This is a genomic window from Sporosarcina sp. FSL W8-0480, from assembly GCF_037963765.1.
Taxonomy (GTDB): Bacteria; Bacillota; Bacilli; order Bacillales_A; family Planococcaceae; genus Sporosarcina.
This window is the reverse complement of the sequence record NZ_CP150166.1, coordinates 2,603,924-2,619,320: the sequence shown is the minus strand read 5'-3', so window position 1 is coordinate 2,619,320 and position 15,397 is coordinate 2,603,924. Positions and strand designations below refer to the sequence as shown.

Annotated in this window: 16 protein-coding genes and 1 riboswitch; of the genes, 12 read left to right on the top strand and 4 right to left on the bottom strand. The window is 41.4% G+C overall.

What is annotated here, in order from left to right; translation table 11 throughout:
- Window positions 1–29: 29 nt before the first annotated feature.
- From NSQ43_RS13550 to NSQ43_RS13515, 8 genes are all read left to right on the top strand, one after another.
- Window positions 30–233: an alpha/beta-type small acid-soluble spore protein gene (locus NSQ43_RS13550; RefSeq protein ID WP_339251011.1), complete on the top strand. Its 204-nt coding sequence runs from the start codon at window positions 30–32 to the stop codon at window positions 231–233.
- Between the two features lie 129 nt (window positions 234–362).
- On the top strand, window positions 363–566 hold the full coding sequence (locus NSQ43_RS13545; RefSeq protein WP_339251010.1) for an alpha/beta-type small acid-soluble spore protein: 204 nt from the start codon (window positions 363–365) through the stop codon (window positions 564–566).
- 222 nt (window positions 567–788) lie between these two features.
- Window positions 789–2,366 carry an acyl--CoA ligase gene (locus NSQ43_RS13540; protein ID WP_339251008.1) on the top strand — a complete coding sequence of 526 codons (1,578 nt, stop codon included), beginning with the start codon at window positions 789–791 and terminating at the stop codon, window positions 2,364–2,366.
- Window positions 2,367–2,462: 96 nt separating this feature from the next.
- On the top strand, window positions 2,463–3,368 hold the full coding sequence (gene rarD / locus NSQ43_RS13535; RefSeq protein WP_339251007.1) for an EamA family transporter RarD: 906 nt from the start codon (window positions 2,463–2,465) through the stop codon (window positions 3,366–3,368).
- Window positions 3,369–3,634: 266 nt separating this feature from the next.
- Entirely contained in the window at window positions 3,635–4,642 is a 1,008-nt protein-coding gene (sppA, locus tag NSQ43_RS13530; RefSeq protein WP_339251005.1) for a signal peptide peptidase SppA, read from the top strand.
- A 15-nt stretch (window positions 4,643–4,657) separates the two neighbouring features.
- Window positions 4,658–5,242 carry an RDD family protein gene (locus NSQ43_RS13525; RefSeq protein WP_339251003.1) on the top strand — a complete coding sequence of 195 codons (585 nt, stop codon included), beginning with the start codon at window positions 4,658–4,660 and terminating at the stop codon, window positions 5,240–5,242.
- A 33-nt stretch (window positions 5,243–5,275) separates the two neighbouring features.
- Window positions 5,276–5,776: a thiol peroxidase gene (gene tpx / locus NSQ43_RS13520; RefSeq protein WP_339251001.1), complete on the top strand. Its 501-nt coding sequence runs from the start codon at window positions 5,276–5,278 to the stop codon at window positions 5,774–5,776.
- 72 nt (window positions 5,777–5,848) lie between these two features.
- Window positions 5,849–6,766, top strand: a complete 918-nt coding sequence (locus tag NSQ43_RS13515) for a class I SAM-dependent methyltransferase (RefSeq protein WP_339250999.1) — start codon at window positions 5,849–5,851, stop codon at window positions 6,764–6,766.
- Window positions 6,767–6,837: 71 nt separating this feature from the next.
- Here the strand turns inward: NSQ43_RS13515 and dapA are convergent, their stop codons facing one another.
- On the bottom strand, window positions 6,838–7,725 hold the full coding sequence (dapA, locus tag NSQ43_RS13510) for a 4-hydroxy-tetrahydrodipicolinate synthase (RefSeq protein ID WP_339250997.1): 888 nt from the start codon (window positions 7,723–7,725) through the stop codon (window positions 6,838–6,840).
- Window positions 7,726–7,854: 129 nt separating this feature from the next.
- Window positions 7,855–8,033, bottom strand: a riboswitch (Lysine riboswitch).
- Between the two features lie 776 nt (window positions 8,034–8,809).
- On the bottom strand, window positions 8,810–9,256 hold the full coding sequence (locus NSQ43_RS13505; RefSeq protein WP_339250995.1) for a universal stress protein: 447 nt from the start codon (window positions 9,254–9,256) through the stop codon (window positions 8,810–8,812).
- A gap of 262 nt (window positions 9,257–9,518) precedes the next feature.
- Here NSQ43_RS13505 and ald point away from each other — a divergent pair, with 262 nt between their 5' ends.
- Window positions 9,519–10,631 (top strand): alanine dehydrogenase, encoded by a 1,113-nt coding sequence (gene ald, locus NSQ43_RS13500; RefSeq protein WP_339250993.1) that lies wholly within the window; start codon window positions 9,519–9,521, stop codon window positions 10,629–10,631.
- A gap of 35 nt (window positions 10,632–10,666) precedes the next feature.
- Here the strand turns inward: ald and NSQ43_RS13495 are convergent, their stop codons facing one another.
- Entirely contained in the window at window positions 10,667–11,764 is a 1,098-nt protein-coding gene (locus NSQ43_RS13495; protein WP_339250991.1) for a Xaa-Pro peptidase family protein, read from the bottom strand.
- 102 nt (window positions 11,765–11,866) lie between these two features.
- On the opposite strand from NSQ43_RS13495, the gene NSQ43_RS13490 reads away from it, so the two are divergent.
- Complete coding sequence (locus NSQ43_RS13490; protein WP_339250989.1) at window positions 11,867–12,547, top strand: metal-dependent hydrolase; 681 nt, start codon at window positions 11,867–11,869, stop codon at window positions 12,545–12,547.
- A 140-nt stretch (window positions 12,548–12,687) separates the two neighbouring features.
- Complete coding sequence (locus tag NSQ43_RS13485) at window positions 12,688–13,995, top strand: DRTGG domain-containing protein (protein ID WP_339250987.1); 1,308 nt, start codon at window positions 12,688–12,690, stop codon at window positions 13,993–13,995.
- A 33-nt stretch (window positions 13,996–14,028) separates the two neighbouring features.
- On the opposite strand, the gene NSQ43_RS13480 is transcribed toward NSQ43_RS13485, so the two are convergent.
- Window positions 14,029–14,349 (bottom strand): YtpI family protein, encoded by a 321-nt coding sequence (locus NSQ43_RS13480; protein WP_339250985.1) that lies wholly within the window; start codon window positions 14,347–14,349, stop codon window positions 14,029–14,031.
- Between the two features lie 91 nt (window positions 14,350–14,440).
- Here NSQ43_RS13480 and NSQ43_RS13475 point away from each other — a divergent pair, with 91 nt between their 5' ends.
- Window positions 14,441–15,382 carry a bifunctional oligoribonuclease/PAP phosphatase NrnA gene (locus NSQ43_RS13475; protein ID WP_339250983.1) on the top strand — a complete coding sequence of 314 codons (942 nt, stop codon included), beginning with the start codon at window positions 14,441–14,443 and terminating at the stop codon, window positions 15,380–15,382.
- Window positions 15,383–15,397: the final 15 nt, after the last annotated feature.

Sequence of the window (15,397 nt, the reverse complement as noted above, 5' to 3'; positions counted from 1 at the left end):
TTCTATAGTCACAAGGAGGTGACAACAACATGCCTAACAACAACAACTCAAACCAACTTCTTGTACCAGGAGTACAACAAGCGATTGACCAAATGAAGAACGAAATCGCAGCAGAGTTTGGCGTTAACCTTGGACCGGACTCCACATCGCGTGCCAACGGATCCGTCGGCGGAGAAATCACTAAGCGATTAGTGCGTCAAGCCCAACAGCAAATGCAAGGCTTCCAAAAATAATAAAAACGAAACTGTCCCGGATCTCCCCGGGGCAGTTTTTTCCAAAAAAAAACTGCGAAAAACTTAAAATTCATCCGCATGATTTTTTGGATACAGTCCATTCTATAGGTACAAGGAGGTGACAACGACATGCCAAACAGCGGAAATTCAAACCAACTACTTGTTCCTGGAGTACAACAAGCGATTGACCAAATGAAGAACGAAATCGCAGCAGAATTTGGTGTAAACCTTGGACCGGACTCCACATCGCGTGCCAACGGATCCGTCGGCGGAGAAATCACTAAGCGATTAGTGCGTCAAGCCCAATCCCAAATGCAAGGTTACCAAAAATAATTTTTATAAATGGCTGTCCCAGTTTATCTGGGGCGGCTTTTTTAATCTGTTCTTTTTTGATGAGAAATGGATTGTTCTTGGGATTTATTATTGATCTAACTATGGCCAAGGATTCACAAAAGATTAGGTAATTATTCAAATTTCCAGAAAGAAATGAAAAATGTTTTGAACTCTTGTTAATGAGTTTGTATAATTGAACTATATAAAAAGGAGGAGATACGAATGAATCGCGAGCAATTAGTGGCACCTGAAAAGTATAATCTTGTTTCTGAGTTCGACAAGTACGCAACTGGTGATGGAAAGCACGCGCTCATTTATGTAGATGAAAATGGCGATGAAAAAGAAATCACATATGATGAATTAATGGTATCTGCTAATAAGGCCGCAAATGTCTTCATCGAAAACGGTTTAGGTAAAGGCGATGTAATCCTTGTAATGGTACCACGTTTAATCGAAGCATATATTACATATATCGGTGCTTTGAAGGCAGGAATTGTTGTCATTCCAAGTTCCGAAATGTTGCGCTCCTCTGATATAGAATACAGATTGGAACATAGCGGCGCAAAGGCAATCGTCGCGTATGAGTCATTTATGGATCAGTTCGAATCTGTTACTAACTTGAATGATGTTAAACTATTCGTTATTGGAAATTCGGGTAAAGGGCAGCAATCATTGACTGAAATGATGAAAGAAGCCTCTTCTGAATTCGAGGCATCCGATACACAAGGCACCGATATGGCTTTCCTTTCTTATACTTCAGGTACGACAGGGAAACCAAAGGGAGTTGTGCATACCCATGCTTGGGGCTATGCCCATCTGAGAACGGCCGGACCTAACTGGTTAGGCATTAACGAAGGAGACGTGGTATGGGCGACAGCAGCTCCAGGCTGGCAAAAATGGATTTGGACGCCATTCGTTTCAGTTTTGGGAAGCGGAGCAACTGGACTTGTATATAATGGTCGTTTCGAAGTGAAAACATATTTGGAAATGATCAAGAAATATAACGTGAATGTCTTATGCTGCACCCCTACAGAATACCGTTTCATGGCGAAGGCTGAAAACTTGAAGGACTACGACTTGTCATCCTTAAAAAGTGCAGTTTCCGCTGGCGAACCGTTAAACAGAGAAGTGATTGATACGTTTAACAATATCTTCAATCTTCCAGTGAGAGATGGATATGGCCAAACTGAAAATACATTATTAGTCGGTACAATGCTTGGAATGCAAGCACGACCAGGTTCTATGGGGAAACCGACACCCGGTAATCGTGTTGAGATTATCAATGAAGACGGTATTCCAGTTTCAGCAGGGCAAGTTGGCGATATAGCCGTGCATATCTCCACACCGGCGCTTTTCAAAGAATACTTAAATGATCCGGAACGCACGAAAATGCAGTTCAGAGGAGAATATTATGTAACGGGTGACCGTGCGAAACTTGACGAAGATGGCTACTTCTGGTTTGAGGGTCGCGGCGATGATATCATTATCAGTTCAGGATATACAATTGGACCATTCGAAGTGGAGGATGCGTTGACAAAGCACTCCGCTGTACGGGAATGTGCGGTTGTAGGAAGTCCTGATGAAGTTCGAGGTGCTGTAGTTAAAGCATTTATCGTATTACGAGATCCGGAAATGGAACATGAGGAAAACTTAATAAAGGAACTGCAAGATCACGTGAAGTCATTAACAGCACCTTATAAATATCCGCGTAAAATTGAATTCGTCAAAGAATTGCCGAAGACGGCATCTGGTAAAATCATGCGTGTGGAGTTAAGAAAAGCCGAGCATAATAAAGGGTGAAAAAAACCGGCCATCCATCAAAGGGAAGGCCGTTTTTTTAGAATTCTTCATTACAAAAAAAGTATTTGTCATTTAAAGAGAGAGAAGGCAAAGATCATGCAGTATGAAAAAAGCGGTGTACTATGGGTCGTAGCATCATTTTTAATATGGGGAATTATGCCAGTATATTGGAAGCATTTATCACATGTGTCAAGCGATGAAATTCTCACGGGTCGTATCGTCTGGGCATTCTTTTCTACACTTCTTTTAGTTCTCATTTTAAAGAACGGTAAACAATTGCTTCAGGATGTAAGGGAACTTTGGAAAAAACAATCTCAATTTTGGAGCCTCTTTATAGCCTCCATGCTCATTACATCCAATTGGTTTATCTACATATGGGCTGTTAATAATAATCATATTGTGCAAACTAGTTTAGGCTATTACATTAATCCTTTAGTATCCGTATTGTTAGGTATCTTTTTTCTAAAAGAGAAATTATCATCAATGCAAAAGATTGCCTTCTTACTTGCGGCATCGGCTGTCGTGATTCTCACGTTTTCCTACGGGAAATTCCCTTGGGTAGCTTTAACACTTGCAGTAACTTTTGCTGTGTACGGTTTCATAAAGAAAAGAATTCAGTTGGATTCATTACGTGGATTGGCGATAGAAACCTTGTTCATGACGCCATTTGCAGTAGGGTATTATATTTATCTATTCATGAAAGGGAAGGCCGTTTTTTTGCATTTTGATATAAAGACGGACATACTTCTTTTATTGACTGGGGTGGCAACAGCACTTCCGCTCGTCTTGTTTGCGAAGGGTGTGCAAATGATTCCTTTATATGTGTCCGGATTCATTCAATACATCGCACCTACAATGATGTTGTTTTTGGGCGTAGTTATTTATAAGGAGTCATTCTCGTCAATCGAAATGTTTTCATTTTCAATAATCTGGACAGCCCTAATCCTCTTCACCATTTCGAAAGTATACGAGTCCATATCAACGAAACGAAATGCGCATTGATTTCATTATAAACATAATCAAGAACTTGATCAGTATTGAGTGTCTCCGTTGCTTGAAGTGAAAGGCGGCGACTCCTGGGGGATTAGCGGGACAGGTGAGACCCCGCAGAGGAGCAAAGCGACCGAGGAGGCTCACCGCCCGCCCCCCGGAAAGCGTCCGCCTGTAACGTAAAGCAACTTTTTATAATTTTTGTTTTAAGATATAAATGAAACATATTGTAATGTTATACGTTTATAGTGGTGGAGAAAAGAAGGAGGAATTAACCTATGACAATGAAAAGGTGGATCGCGATCATTGTAGCGTCAGTTTTGATATTCATATCAGTAGGCGTCAATTCACTATCGTACATATTCACAAGGGATCTTAACGGTTTTTTAGAACAAATGGGTGCAACAAACAATGCATACAGTGAAAAAATTATCGAGCAAGGCACTAACAGAGATCGGATCGCTGTCCTCAAATTAGACGGAGTCATTCAAGACGTTGGTAGCAGCTCCATTTTCGCAACAACCGGATACAACCATCAATTTTTCATGTCGCAGTTAGATGACGTACTTAACGACCAATCAGTAAAAGGGGTTATCCTATCCGTTAACACACCAGGTGGTGGCGTAGTCGAATCATCCGATATTTACGATTCAATCCGGGCCATTCAAATTGAAAGGGAAATTCCAATCTACGTGGCAATGGGTGGAATGGCTGCATCCGGAGGATATTATGTCTCCGCGCCAGCAGATAAAATTTTCGTGCATCCGGAAACAATAACAGGTTCAATCGGGGTCATCATGGAAAGCGTAAATTACGCGAAATTAGCCGAGAAATATGGCATCGATTTTAATACAATCAAAACTGGTCCCTACAAGGACATAATGAGTGGATCACGTGAAATGACAAAAGAAGAACATGAAATGCTTCAGGAAATGGTCAATGATTCCTATGGGCGCTTTGTCGACATTATAGTTGAAGGGCGTAATATGTCACCTGAAGCTGTGAAAAAAGTAGCCGATGGCCGAATTATGAATGGCAGACAAGCGATAGAGGCGGGTCTTGCAGATGAAGTTGGGAAGATGGGCGATGTTATCGATGCAATAAAAGCTGATTATAAACTGGAAGGTGCAACAGTATTTGAGTATGCGCCTATGGACAGTTTCGCATCGATTTTCGGAGTGAATGTAGGGAATTTATTTGGCCGTAATGTAGAGTCTGAACTGATTGGTAAATTGCTTTCAGATTATGACGCCCCAAGGATGATGTATTTGTATGGTGAAAAGTAAGGGAGGGAATGTAATATGACGGATGATGTAAATCAAAATCAATTAATGACGGATGTTACCGAGCAAATTCGCCCTCCACAATTTGAAATTATCAAAACAGAACAATTCAGACCGAAATTCGCGGGTTTCTGGACCCGTTTCTGGGCTTATGTAATTGACCTGATAATGGTGTCGGCGGTAAGTGGAATTTTTATCAAACCGCTATTTAGAGTTTTTGATATAAAGATTACCAATCCATCTTTTTTACTCTTCAGTTCATACAAAGTGGTAATCCTTATCCTATTCCTTACCTACTTTGCCCTTATGACGAAATTCTTTAGTCAAACAATCGGGAAAATGATAATGGGCATTAAAGTCATTCAAAAAGACGGTGGAAAGCTTTCCTGGGGAACAATTCTTTTCAGGGAGGGTATCGGTCGTTTCATATCTAAACTATTGACTATCCCCTACCTATTAGTTATATTCATGCCGAAAAAAGAAGCGTTACACGATCTGTTTGCGGATACATATGTCATCCATGAACAGTCCTACGAAAAGGAAATAGTTGAGACAAAGCGCTTGCAAAAGAGTGAAGAGTTGCAAGCGGGAACAATTGTTTAGTAGAATGAAATGAAATGACAAGGAGGCGTCTTCATGGTTACATTCAAACAAAATCCCGTTACATTGCTTGGTAAAGAAGTTGCGGTAGGCGACAAAGCTCCAGATTTCACAGTTCTATCAAATGATTTGCAGCCGGTTACGTTGAATGATTCAAAAGGGAAAATTCGATTGATCAGCGTTGTTCCTTCACTTGACACAGGTGTATGTTCATTGCAAACGAAAAAATTCAACGAAGAAGCTTCTACACTTGGAGATGATGTCGAAGTATTGACAATCTCTGTTGACCTTCCTTTTGCTCAGGCAAGATGGGTCAAATCTGAGGATGCTACGAAGGTTAAGACATTATCAGACCACCGAGACCTTTCATTTGGTGAAGCATTCGGCGTCGCTATAAATGAATTGCGTTTGTTAACCCGTTCGATCTTTGTCATCGACAAAGATGATACCGTCACTTACGTTGAGTATGTAGATGAGGTAACAGACCACCCGGATTACGATAAAGCGATTCAAGCTGTAAAAGACTTAACTAAATAATAACTTGCCCACTCGGAAACGGGTGGGCTTTTAAAAGCAAACTATTTTTGAGAATTGATTAGAGGGATAAAAATGGTAACAAATACTGAACACATCTTTAAGTTTTTAGACGAGTTTGCGACATCCAATGAGGAAAGTCTTTATCTGGAATCCATAATCGAGGCGTGCAATCAATGGTTATCCGGCGATGTTATGCCAAGGTTGAATGCAACTGTTACAAAGGAAGAAATTCGTAGAGGCATTCAGCTTGCGGTTTTAAAAGGAATGAAAGAGAACGCGCAACCGCACCATCAGATGACGCCTGATGCTCTTGGCATGCTGATCGGGCATTTCGCAAGTCGACTGATGGATAAAAAAGAACAAGTGACATTATTAGATCCGGCTGCGGGAACAGGAAATCTTTTGTTCACTGTAATGAATGCCATGGGTGAGAAAACGGTAGCTACATCTGTTGAAATCGATGAGCTATTGGTAAGACTTTCAGCGGTTTCCGCAAACCTACTTGAACAACCTGTACAGTTTTTTGTACAAGACGCATTACGCCCATTAATGGTTGACCCGGTTGATTTGGTAGTTTGTGATCTACCGGTCGGGTTTTATCCTGATGATGATAACGCACTTAATTTTGAAATGATGCCAGCCGAAGGACATGCTTATTCGCATCATCTCTTCATTGAACAATCGATGAATCATTTGAAGGGTGGGGGATATGGACTATTCCTTGTGCCGGCTTCCCTATTTGAATCGGATCAATCATCGTTACTGCATCGATATGTGAAAAAGAATGCGCTGGTGCGTGCAGTTATCCAATTGCCGGAATCCCTTTTCAGAAGTTCGGTTCATGAGAAAAGCATCCTTGTGCTTCAAAAACCTGAACCGAATATGAAGGGTATCCCCGATGTCCTATTAACGAAAGTACCGACAATGTCGGATAAACATGCGATGGCATCATTCTTACGTAAGATTGATGAATGGGTTGAAGAGCAATAAAAGTTAGTACGAAAAATGCGACATGCTGTTCCGATTTGGAATGGCATGTCGCATTTTTATATTCTCTTGAATTAATTAATAATGACTTCCTCATAATCAGTCAATGCTTTTTGCACTGTAAGCAATTGTTCGTCATTTAAAGGAATCATAGGCAGACGCACTCGCCCAACGGAGACTCCTGTTAAATTCAATGCGGCTTTTACACCGGATGGGTTTGGTGCGACGAAAAGGGCTTTCATCATTGGCAATAGTCTACGGTGCTCTTTTGCCGCCTGTTGAATATCGCCAAGTTTGAAGCTTCGAATCATGGATTGCATTTCGTTGCCGATAACATGTGATGAAACAGAAACAACGCCTACTCCACCAATAGATAGAACTGGAATTGTTAAAGCGTCATCGCCACTATATAGTGAAAAGTCGGCAGGAGTACGTTCGATGATTTCAGACATAGCGTCTAAATTCCCGTTAGCCTCTTTAAGTGCAACAATATTTGGTATTTCGGATAGGCGAACGATTGTATCTACCGTTATATTGACAACGCTGCGCCCAGGGATATTGTAAAGCATGACTGGTAAAGAAGTGGCTTCCGCAATTGTCTTAAAGTGCTGATATAAGCCTTCTTGACAAGGATTATTATAATAAGGCGCGACAAGCATAACTGCGTCTACACCAATGTTTTCCGCTTGAATGGTCAGCTCGACGGATTCCTTCGTGTTATTTGAACCAGTACCGGCAATAACCGGAACCCTTCCAGCAACGACATCCACTGTGAATTTGAATAATGTAATTTTTTCTTCTGTTGTCAATGTAGGTGATTCGCCTGTTGTACCTGATACTACTAAAGCGTCTGAACCGTTCGCAAGTAAATGATCGATCAAGTTTCTTGTTGCAGGAAAGTCAATTTCCCCCTGCTCGTTAAAAGGTGTCACCATAGCTGTTACAATTTGTCCGAAATTCATAATCTCCACGTCCTATCATTTATTTTTTTGGGAAAATAAATAGAGGGTGGAGGGCGGTTTGTAGATGAACGCAAAAAGCAACAACGAGGGCTCGTTGTTGCTTTGAAATAATAGGTAAATTATTTCTTTGCATAAGATAGCCCTCCATATAGTTTCCTATATGACAATCCTGGACTTATTCAACCCAGAACCAGCTTCGAGAATTATGAGATTCTCTCCACTTCGGCAAATTCCCCTTTCGACGATCATCACAGGATCTCATTATCCTCCGATTGTGTACTGATGGTCTTTGCGCCTCTATCCTTACTTCAAAACTTTCGAAATAAGATAATATTGAATTACTACGACTTTACCCCTTATTGATTATAAATGCAAGTGAAAGTTATTAGGTTGAACTAAAGTAATGAATTTTATTGAAAATAGTCTGCGAAAATGTTGATTTCCGCTAAGTTATAAAGTGATACGAGCGGGTTACGTTGTGATACGAGCGAGTTACGTTGTGATACGAGCGAGTTACGTTGTGATACGGCGGTTACATTGTGATACGAGCGGGTTACGTTGTGATACGAGCGAGTTACGTTGTGATACGAGCGAGTTACGTTGTGATACGAGCGAGTTATGTTGTGATGCGGCGCATTTACGTTGTGATACGGTGGTTACGTTGTGATACGAGCGAGTTACGTTGTGATACGAGCGAGTTACGTTGTGATACGAGCGAGTTACGTTGTGATACGAGCGAGTTACGTTGTGATACGAGCGAGTTACGTTGTGATGCGGCGCATTTACGTTGTGATACGGCGGTTACGTTGTGATACGAGCGAGTTACGTTGTGATACGGCGCATTTACGTTGTGATACGGCGGTTACGTTGTGATACGAGCGGGTTACATTGTGATACGAGCGGGTTACGTTGTGATACGGCGGTTACATTGTGATACGAGCGAGTTATGTTGTGATGCGGCGCGTTTAGGTTGTGATACGAGCAAGTTACGTTGTGATATGGCGGTTACGTTGTGATACTACAGTAAAAAGGGCTGTCTCGGAAAGCCAGTTTCACCGACTTTCCGGACAGCCCCTACTATGTTTTATTCTTCAGGTGTTCTTACAACAAGCACATCACATGAAGAGGATCGTACGATGTTTTCAGATACGCTGCCGATCAAGAAGCGTTCGACTTTGTTTAGGCCAGTCGCTCCGCAGATAATTAGATCAGCCTCGATTTTTTTCGAAATGTCGCGTGAAATCATTGTTTTAGGAGAGCCATATTCTACTATGACGTTTACATTTTGCAAACCAGCAGTTTCGGCTTCCTGCTTATATTCATTAAGTAATTCTTCGGCAAATTTCTGTGCCCGTTCGGCGATGGAACGATCGTATGCCTCTACAGCTGCATATGAACGTGTGTCGATGATATTCACCAAATTCAGCGTAGCATTGTTTCGTTGAGCTATGCCAACTGCTTTTTTGAAAGCCCATTTAGATTCTTTGGATCCATCAACAGCTACAATAATTTGGTCATATTTTAGTACCATGTTCTTCACTCCATCCTGTAGATTTTACTTACACATTAATTATATTCTACAAATATCACTAAAAACCTTCAAAATTGCTGATAAATTCGACGGAATTGTCACGTTGCGAAAAATGTATTTAGTAAATATAACCCTGAAGACTTATTTGTATATTTTAAATGGAGCAATCCAATAACAAATCTGATAGAATTGATTGTACATTGGTCCTTTCATATTGTGTGTCGAATCGACCAACTTATTATCAAATCTAGGGGGATTGGAAATGCGCATAGGTGTTCCGAAAGAAATCAAGAATAATGAAAATCGGGTTGCAATGACGCCTGCTGGGGCTTTCAATTTGAAATCTGCAGGACATGAAGTGTTGATCGAAACAGGAGCAGGTCTTGGATCGAGCTTCACTGATGAAGATTACGTTAACGCAGGCGCGACAATTGTCGAAACTGCTGGTGAAGCTTGGGAAGCGGATATGGTCATGAAAGTTAAGGAACCGCTTGCATCCGAGTATGGTTATTTCCGTGAAGGGCTTATTTTATTCACATATCTCCATCTTGCTCCTGAGTTGGAATTGACTAAAGCGTTGCTTGATAACAAAGTAATTGGAATCGCTTACGAAACCGTGCAAATTGGTAATTCTTTGCCATTATTAGCTCCTATGAGTGAAGTGGCTGGAAGAATGGCTACTCAAATCGGTGCGCAATACCTTGAAAAAATCAACGGCGGTAAAGGAATCCTTCTATCGGGAGTTCCTGGTGTATCACGCGGTAAAGTAACTGTAATCGGTGGGGGACAAGCTGGTACGAATGCTGCGAAAATTGCTGTTGGAATGGGTGCTCAAGTAACTGTCTTGGATTTATCAGTCGATCGTCTTCGCCAATTGGATGAAATGTTCGGAAACGACATCCAGACGCTTGTTTCCAATCCTTTCAATATTGCTGAATCGGTCAAGGACTCCGATCTTGTTGTTGGATGTGTATTAGTTCCGGGTGCGAAGGCTCCAAAATTGGTTTCTGAAGAAATGGTTAAATCGATGAAGCCTGGCTCTGTACTTGTCGATATTGCTATTGACCAAGGTGGAATCTTTGAAACATCCGATCGTGTCACTACTCACGACAACCCAACGTATGAAAAGCACGGAATCGTCCACTATGCTGTTGCAAACATGCCTGGTGCTGTTCCACGCACGTCTACAATGGCATTGACAAACGTAACGGTGCCATATGCGTTGCAAATTGCAAACAAAGGATATAAGCAAGCATGCTTAGATAATCCTGCATTGCAAAAGGGGATCAATACTATGGAAGGCAACGTGACTTACAAAGCTGTAGCTGAAGCTCAAGGCCTTGAATATGTGCCTGCAGAATCATTATTAGGATAATGAAAACGCTGTCCGGGGAACCGGACAGCGATTTTTTATGCTTCTATAATTTTTAATTCTTTAGGGAACTTCGTTAGTACCTCAACTCCGTCAGCTGTGACGACGACATCATCTTCAATACGCACACCTGTAATTTCAGGATTGTAAATTCCCGGTTCGATCGTAAAGACCATGCCTTCTTGAAGTTCAAGATCATTTGTCCCGGTGATCGACGGGAACTCATGGACAGAAATGCCGAGTCCATGTCCGAGGCGGTGGGTGAAGTACTCACCATATCCAGCTTCTGTAATGACATCCCTTGCAGCTTTGTCCAAATCACGTGCTTTCACTCCAGGACGGACTAAATCGATTGCCGCCTGTTCCGCTTTTCTAACCGTTTCATAAATCTCACGCTGTTTTTCGGATGGCTCCCCAAATGCGACAGTCCGTGTAATGTCGGAGCAATATCCTTCATAAACAACACCAAGGTCGAATAGAATGAAATCGCCTTTTTGGATTTTTCTGGATCCCGGCTTGCCATGAGGTGACGCTGTTTTAGGACCGGATAAAACCATCGTATCAAATGACATTTTCTCCGCGCCTTTTCTCTTCATTTCAAACTCGATAGCCATTAGGATTTCGAGTTCAGTCTTCCCTTCGGCAATCTCCTTACAACCTACTTCGATTGCATAATCAGCTAATTCTGCAGCCTTTCGCAGCTTTACAAGCTCATCCTCGCTCTTTATATTTCTTAGGGAATTCAACTTTTCATCGAGACGTGAAAACATTGCACCTTCGAAGAGCTCTTCCATTCTTTCCATTCGCTCAACAGTCAAATGAGATTTTTCAATAGCAATTTTCTCGAAAGAAACAGCTCTTTTCCGTGCGGCCGAAGCAAGAACCTCCCAAGCATCTTCCGTATCTTGGTGTCCAACTGCTTCGAATGTCCAGCCGGAAGCCTTCAAGTCGGGTACTTCCATCAAAGGACAAATGACAAATGGTTCTGCGTCTTTGAATACCATTACACCTAAAAGTCTTTCATGTGGTTCGCTTTTAAAACCGGATACATAGAAAACATTGTCCGGAGTTGTAATTAGCGCTGCATCTAAATTTTCATCATGCAGGAATTGTTGAATGTCCTGAATCTTTTTCATATTGACCCTCCTTTGTAGATAAGTTTATCATACCAAAAAAGAGGGTTTTTGTGTTTGATTATCGAAACAAGTAAGTATGAACGTATTTGGAGGGAATTTAAAATGAAGATTTCTTATCATGGACATTCCGTTGTGAAAATTGAAACGGCGGGCAAGACGATATTAATAGACCCATTCATAACTGGAAATGAATTGACTGACCTAAAGGCATCCGATCAGACGCCAGATGTAATTCTGCTTACGCATGGCCATAATGACCATGTTGGAGATACAATCGAAATTGCTAAAAGATGCAATCCGTTGATCGTTGCGCCGAATGAACTTGCTGTTTACCTTGGCTCGATAGGTCTCAATGCTCATGGCATGAATATAGGTGGAGCGTGTGAGTTCGATTTCGGAACAGTGAAAATTACGCAAGCTTTCCATAGTTCTTCCTATACAACTGAGGAAAATGAAACCATCTATACAGGGATGCCTGCGGGGATCCTATTTACTGCTGAAGGAAAGACAGTTTACCATGCTGGGGATACATCGCTTTTTGGCGATATGGCTTTAATTGGGAGGCGTCAGTCAATCGACGTCGCATTCCTTCCGATTGGGGATAATTTCACAATGGGACCTGAAGATGCTGCAGTAGCTACAGAATTATTGAATCCGAAACTTGTAGTGCCGGTTCATTACAATACATTTCCTCCAATCAGGCAAAACCCGCAACATTTTAAGGAACTTGTAACTTCTAATGAAGTGAAAATCATGGAAGCTGGAGATATAATCGAAATTTAAATAATGACCGATTCGAACAGTTTACTTTTGTTCTGAATCGGTTTTTCCATTAATTCAAATTCCGGCAATGCCTTGATAAACGCTATTCTTTTTGATTTATGATAAAATGAGAGTAGGTAAATAGAGAAAAAGGTGAAAAGATGTCGACTAAACATGAATTGATCTTACGCTATATCGAAGGGTTAGCGGTCGGCGAAAAAATATCCGTCCGGCAGGTTGCAAAGGCCTTGTCAGTTAGTGAAGGTACAGCATATCGGGCAATTAAAGAAGCTGAAAACCAAAAGCTTGTCAATACGATCGAGCGAGTGGGAACAATACGAATTGAAAAGAAAAAGAAGGAGAATATTGAGCGGCTGACGTTTGCTGAAGTCGTCAATATTGTTGATGGGGTAGTTTTAGGTGGTCGCGATGGTCTCCATAAAACACTAACTAAGTTTGTCATAGGAGCCATGCAACTTGAGGATATGAGAAGATACATAGACGCAGGCAGCCTGCTCATTGTCGGAAACAGGCCAAGGGCACATGAACTTGCATTAAGCGCAGGTGCAGCAGTACTTGTCACAGGTGGTTTCGATGTTGCCGATGAAGCGAAAAAGCTTGCCAATGAATTGAATTTGCCGATCATCTCATCCAGCTATGATACATTCACCGTTGCCACAATGTTGAACCGGGCGATTTATGACCAATTGATTGAGAAGGAAATCTTGCTTGTAGAAGATATTGTAACGCCATTTGAGGAAACAATCACCTTTTCCCCGAAGGACGATGTCGGTTATTTTAATGAAGTGAACCGTAAAACAGCGCACTCCGGATATCCAGTTATAGAAAAGAATGGCAGGCTGATTGGAATTGTTACTTCACGGGATGCAGTAGGAAAGAATGAAAACGATCTGATTGAAAAAGTGATGACCCAACATCCGATAACAGTTAGCGGCAAAACAAGTGTTGCATCCGCTGGTCATAGCATGATTTGGGAAGGTATCGACTTAATGCCGGTCGTGAGTGATGCTGGGATTTTAGAAGGAATCATCAGTCGACAAGATGTACTGAAGGCATTGCAAATGACGCAAAGGCAACCACAACAGGGCGAGAAGATAGATGATATCGTTAAGGGCCAGATGAAGGCGGTGCCGGATCATCCACAGAATGTTGAGTTCTCGGTTGTCCCTCAAATGACAAATCAACTTGGGTCATTATCATATGGGGCATTGACGACACTTCTGACAGACGTTGGCAACCGGGCCATTAAAATGCGGAAACGCGGTGAGAGTGTACCTGAAAACATGACAATTTACTTCATTAAACATGTACAGCTTGGTAGTGTCGTCACCGTTGAACCAAGAATACTCCATATGAGCCGCAGGTTCGTAAAAGTTGACTTCGATCTTTTCTCAGATTCGGAATTAATCGCCAAAGCGATGGTCATGTACCAGTTGTTTGAGAGATGATGATGGAAAACAAAAAAAACTGATGCTGAGGCATCAGTTTTCGTTCAGTCTTGTTTCCTCGTCGACAAATTGTTTATAATGCTTTGTTGCTTTTGTATTGAAATAAATGATGTATGCACCAAAGATGATGAATATGCCGGAAATCAAATAGGTGGCAACCCCTTGAAATAGAATAAGCTGGTTAATACCAAAGAAAAACAGAAGTCCACCTAAGAAGGATCCAGCTTTACTTGCAAACATTTTTTTACGAATCGGAAATACATAGCTTGTCCTGAATTGACGAGTTTTAAAATAAAAGTAGAAAACACCAGATGCTACGATGAAAAAGACTAAAAAGAAATTTATTGTTTTCATAAAAAGGCCTCCATCAAAGAACTTCTTTCATTGTAGCGGCTTTTTTCTATGATTGCGACTATAAATCATTGAAACGTGGAGGAAACCGAAATTGAAAAGACAAATCATCGACACAATTGAGAAATACGACAAGATCATTATCCATCGACATGTAAGACCAGATCCGGATGCATACGGATCTCAAGTTGGGTTAAAAGAATTGATAAAAACCAACTATCCTACTAAACAAGTATTTGCATCTGGGACGCATGATGAAATGCTTTCCTATTTAGCTACTCAGGATGATGTAACTGCATCCGATTATGATAACGCACTTGTAATTATTACAGACACAGGGAACACTGAGCGGATTGATGCGGAACATTACCTGAATGGCGCTTTTATACTGAAAATAGATCATCATCCTAACGTCGATCCGTACGGTGATCTGAGATGGGTTGATACAGAATCCAGTTCCACCTCTGAAATGATTTATCTTTTATTCGAAGAAGGTCGAGAGCATTACGGCTGGAAGATGTCTGATGAATGTGCGCGCCTACTGTATGCTGGCATTGTTGGGGATACGGGTCGTTTTCTCTTTCCAAGTGCAACAGTAAGAACTTTTGAAATTGCAAGCAGCCTTATTAAATATGATTTCGATCGAACTCGTCTTTTTGCTGAAATGTACGAAGAGGATCGTAGATTGCTACACTTGAAAGGGTATATGTATCAAAATTTCACGATCGATGAAAATGGATCTGCTTTCATTAAAATCGATAAGTCGATCTTAGAGGATTTTAATGTAACTGCTAGTGAAACCTCTCAGTTGGTCGGTGCACTTGGCGATGTAAAAGGAATATGTGCTTGGGTTATTTTCGTTGAAGAAGATGACCAAATTCGAGTGCGTTTGCGTTCAAAAGGTCCCGTTATCAATAAGTTAGCGGCCGAATACAATGGAGGAGGACATCCATTGGCTTCGGGAGCCTCGGTTTACTCATGGGAAAAAGCAGATGAGATCATTGCTAAATTGAAAGAATTATGCACGGCGAAATAACGGGTCGGAGGCGTT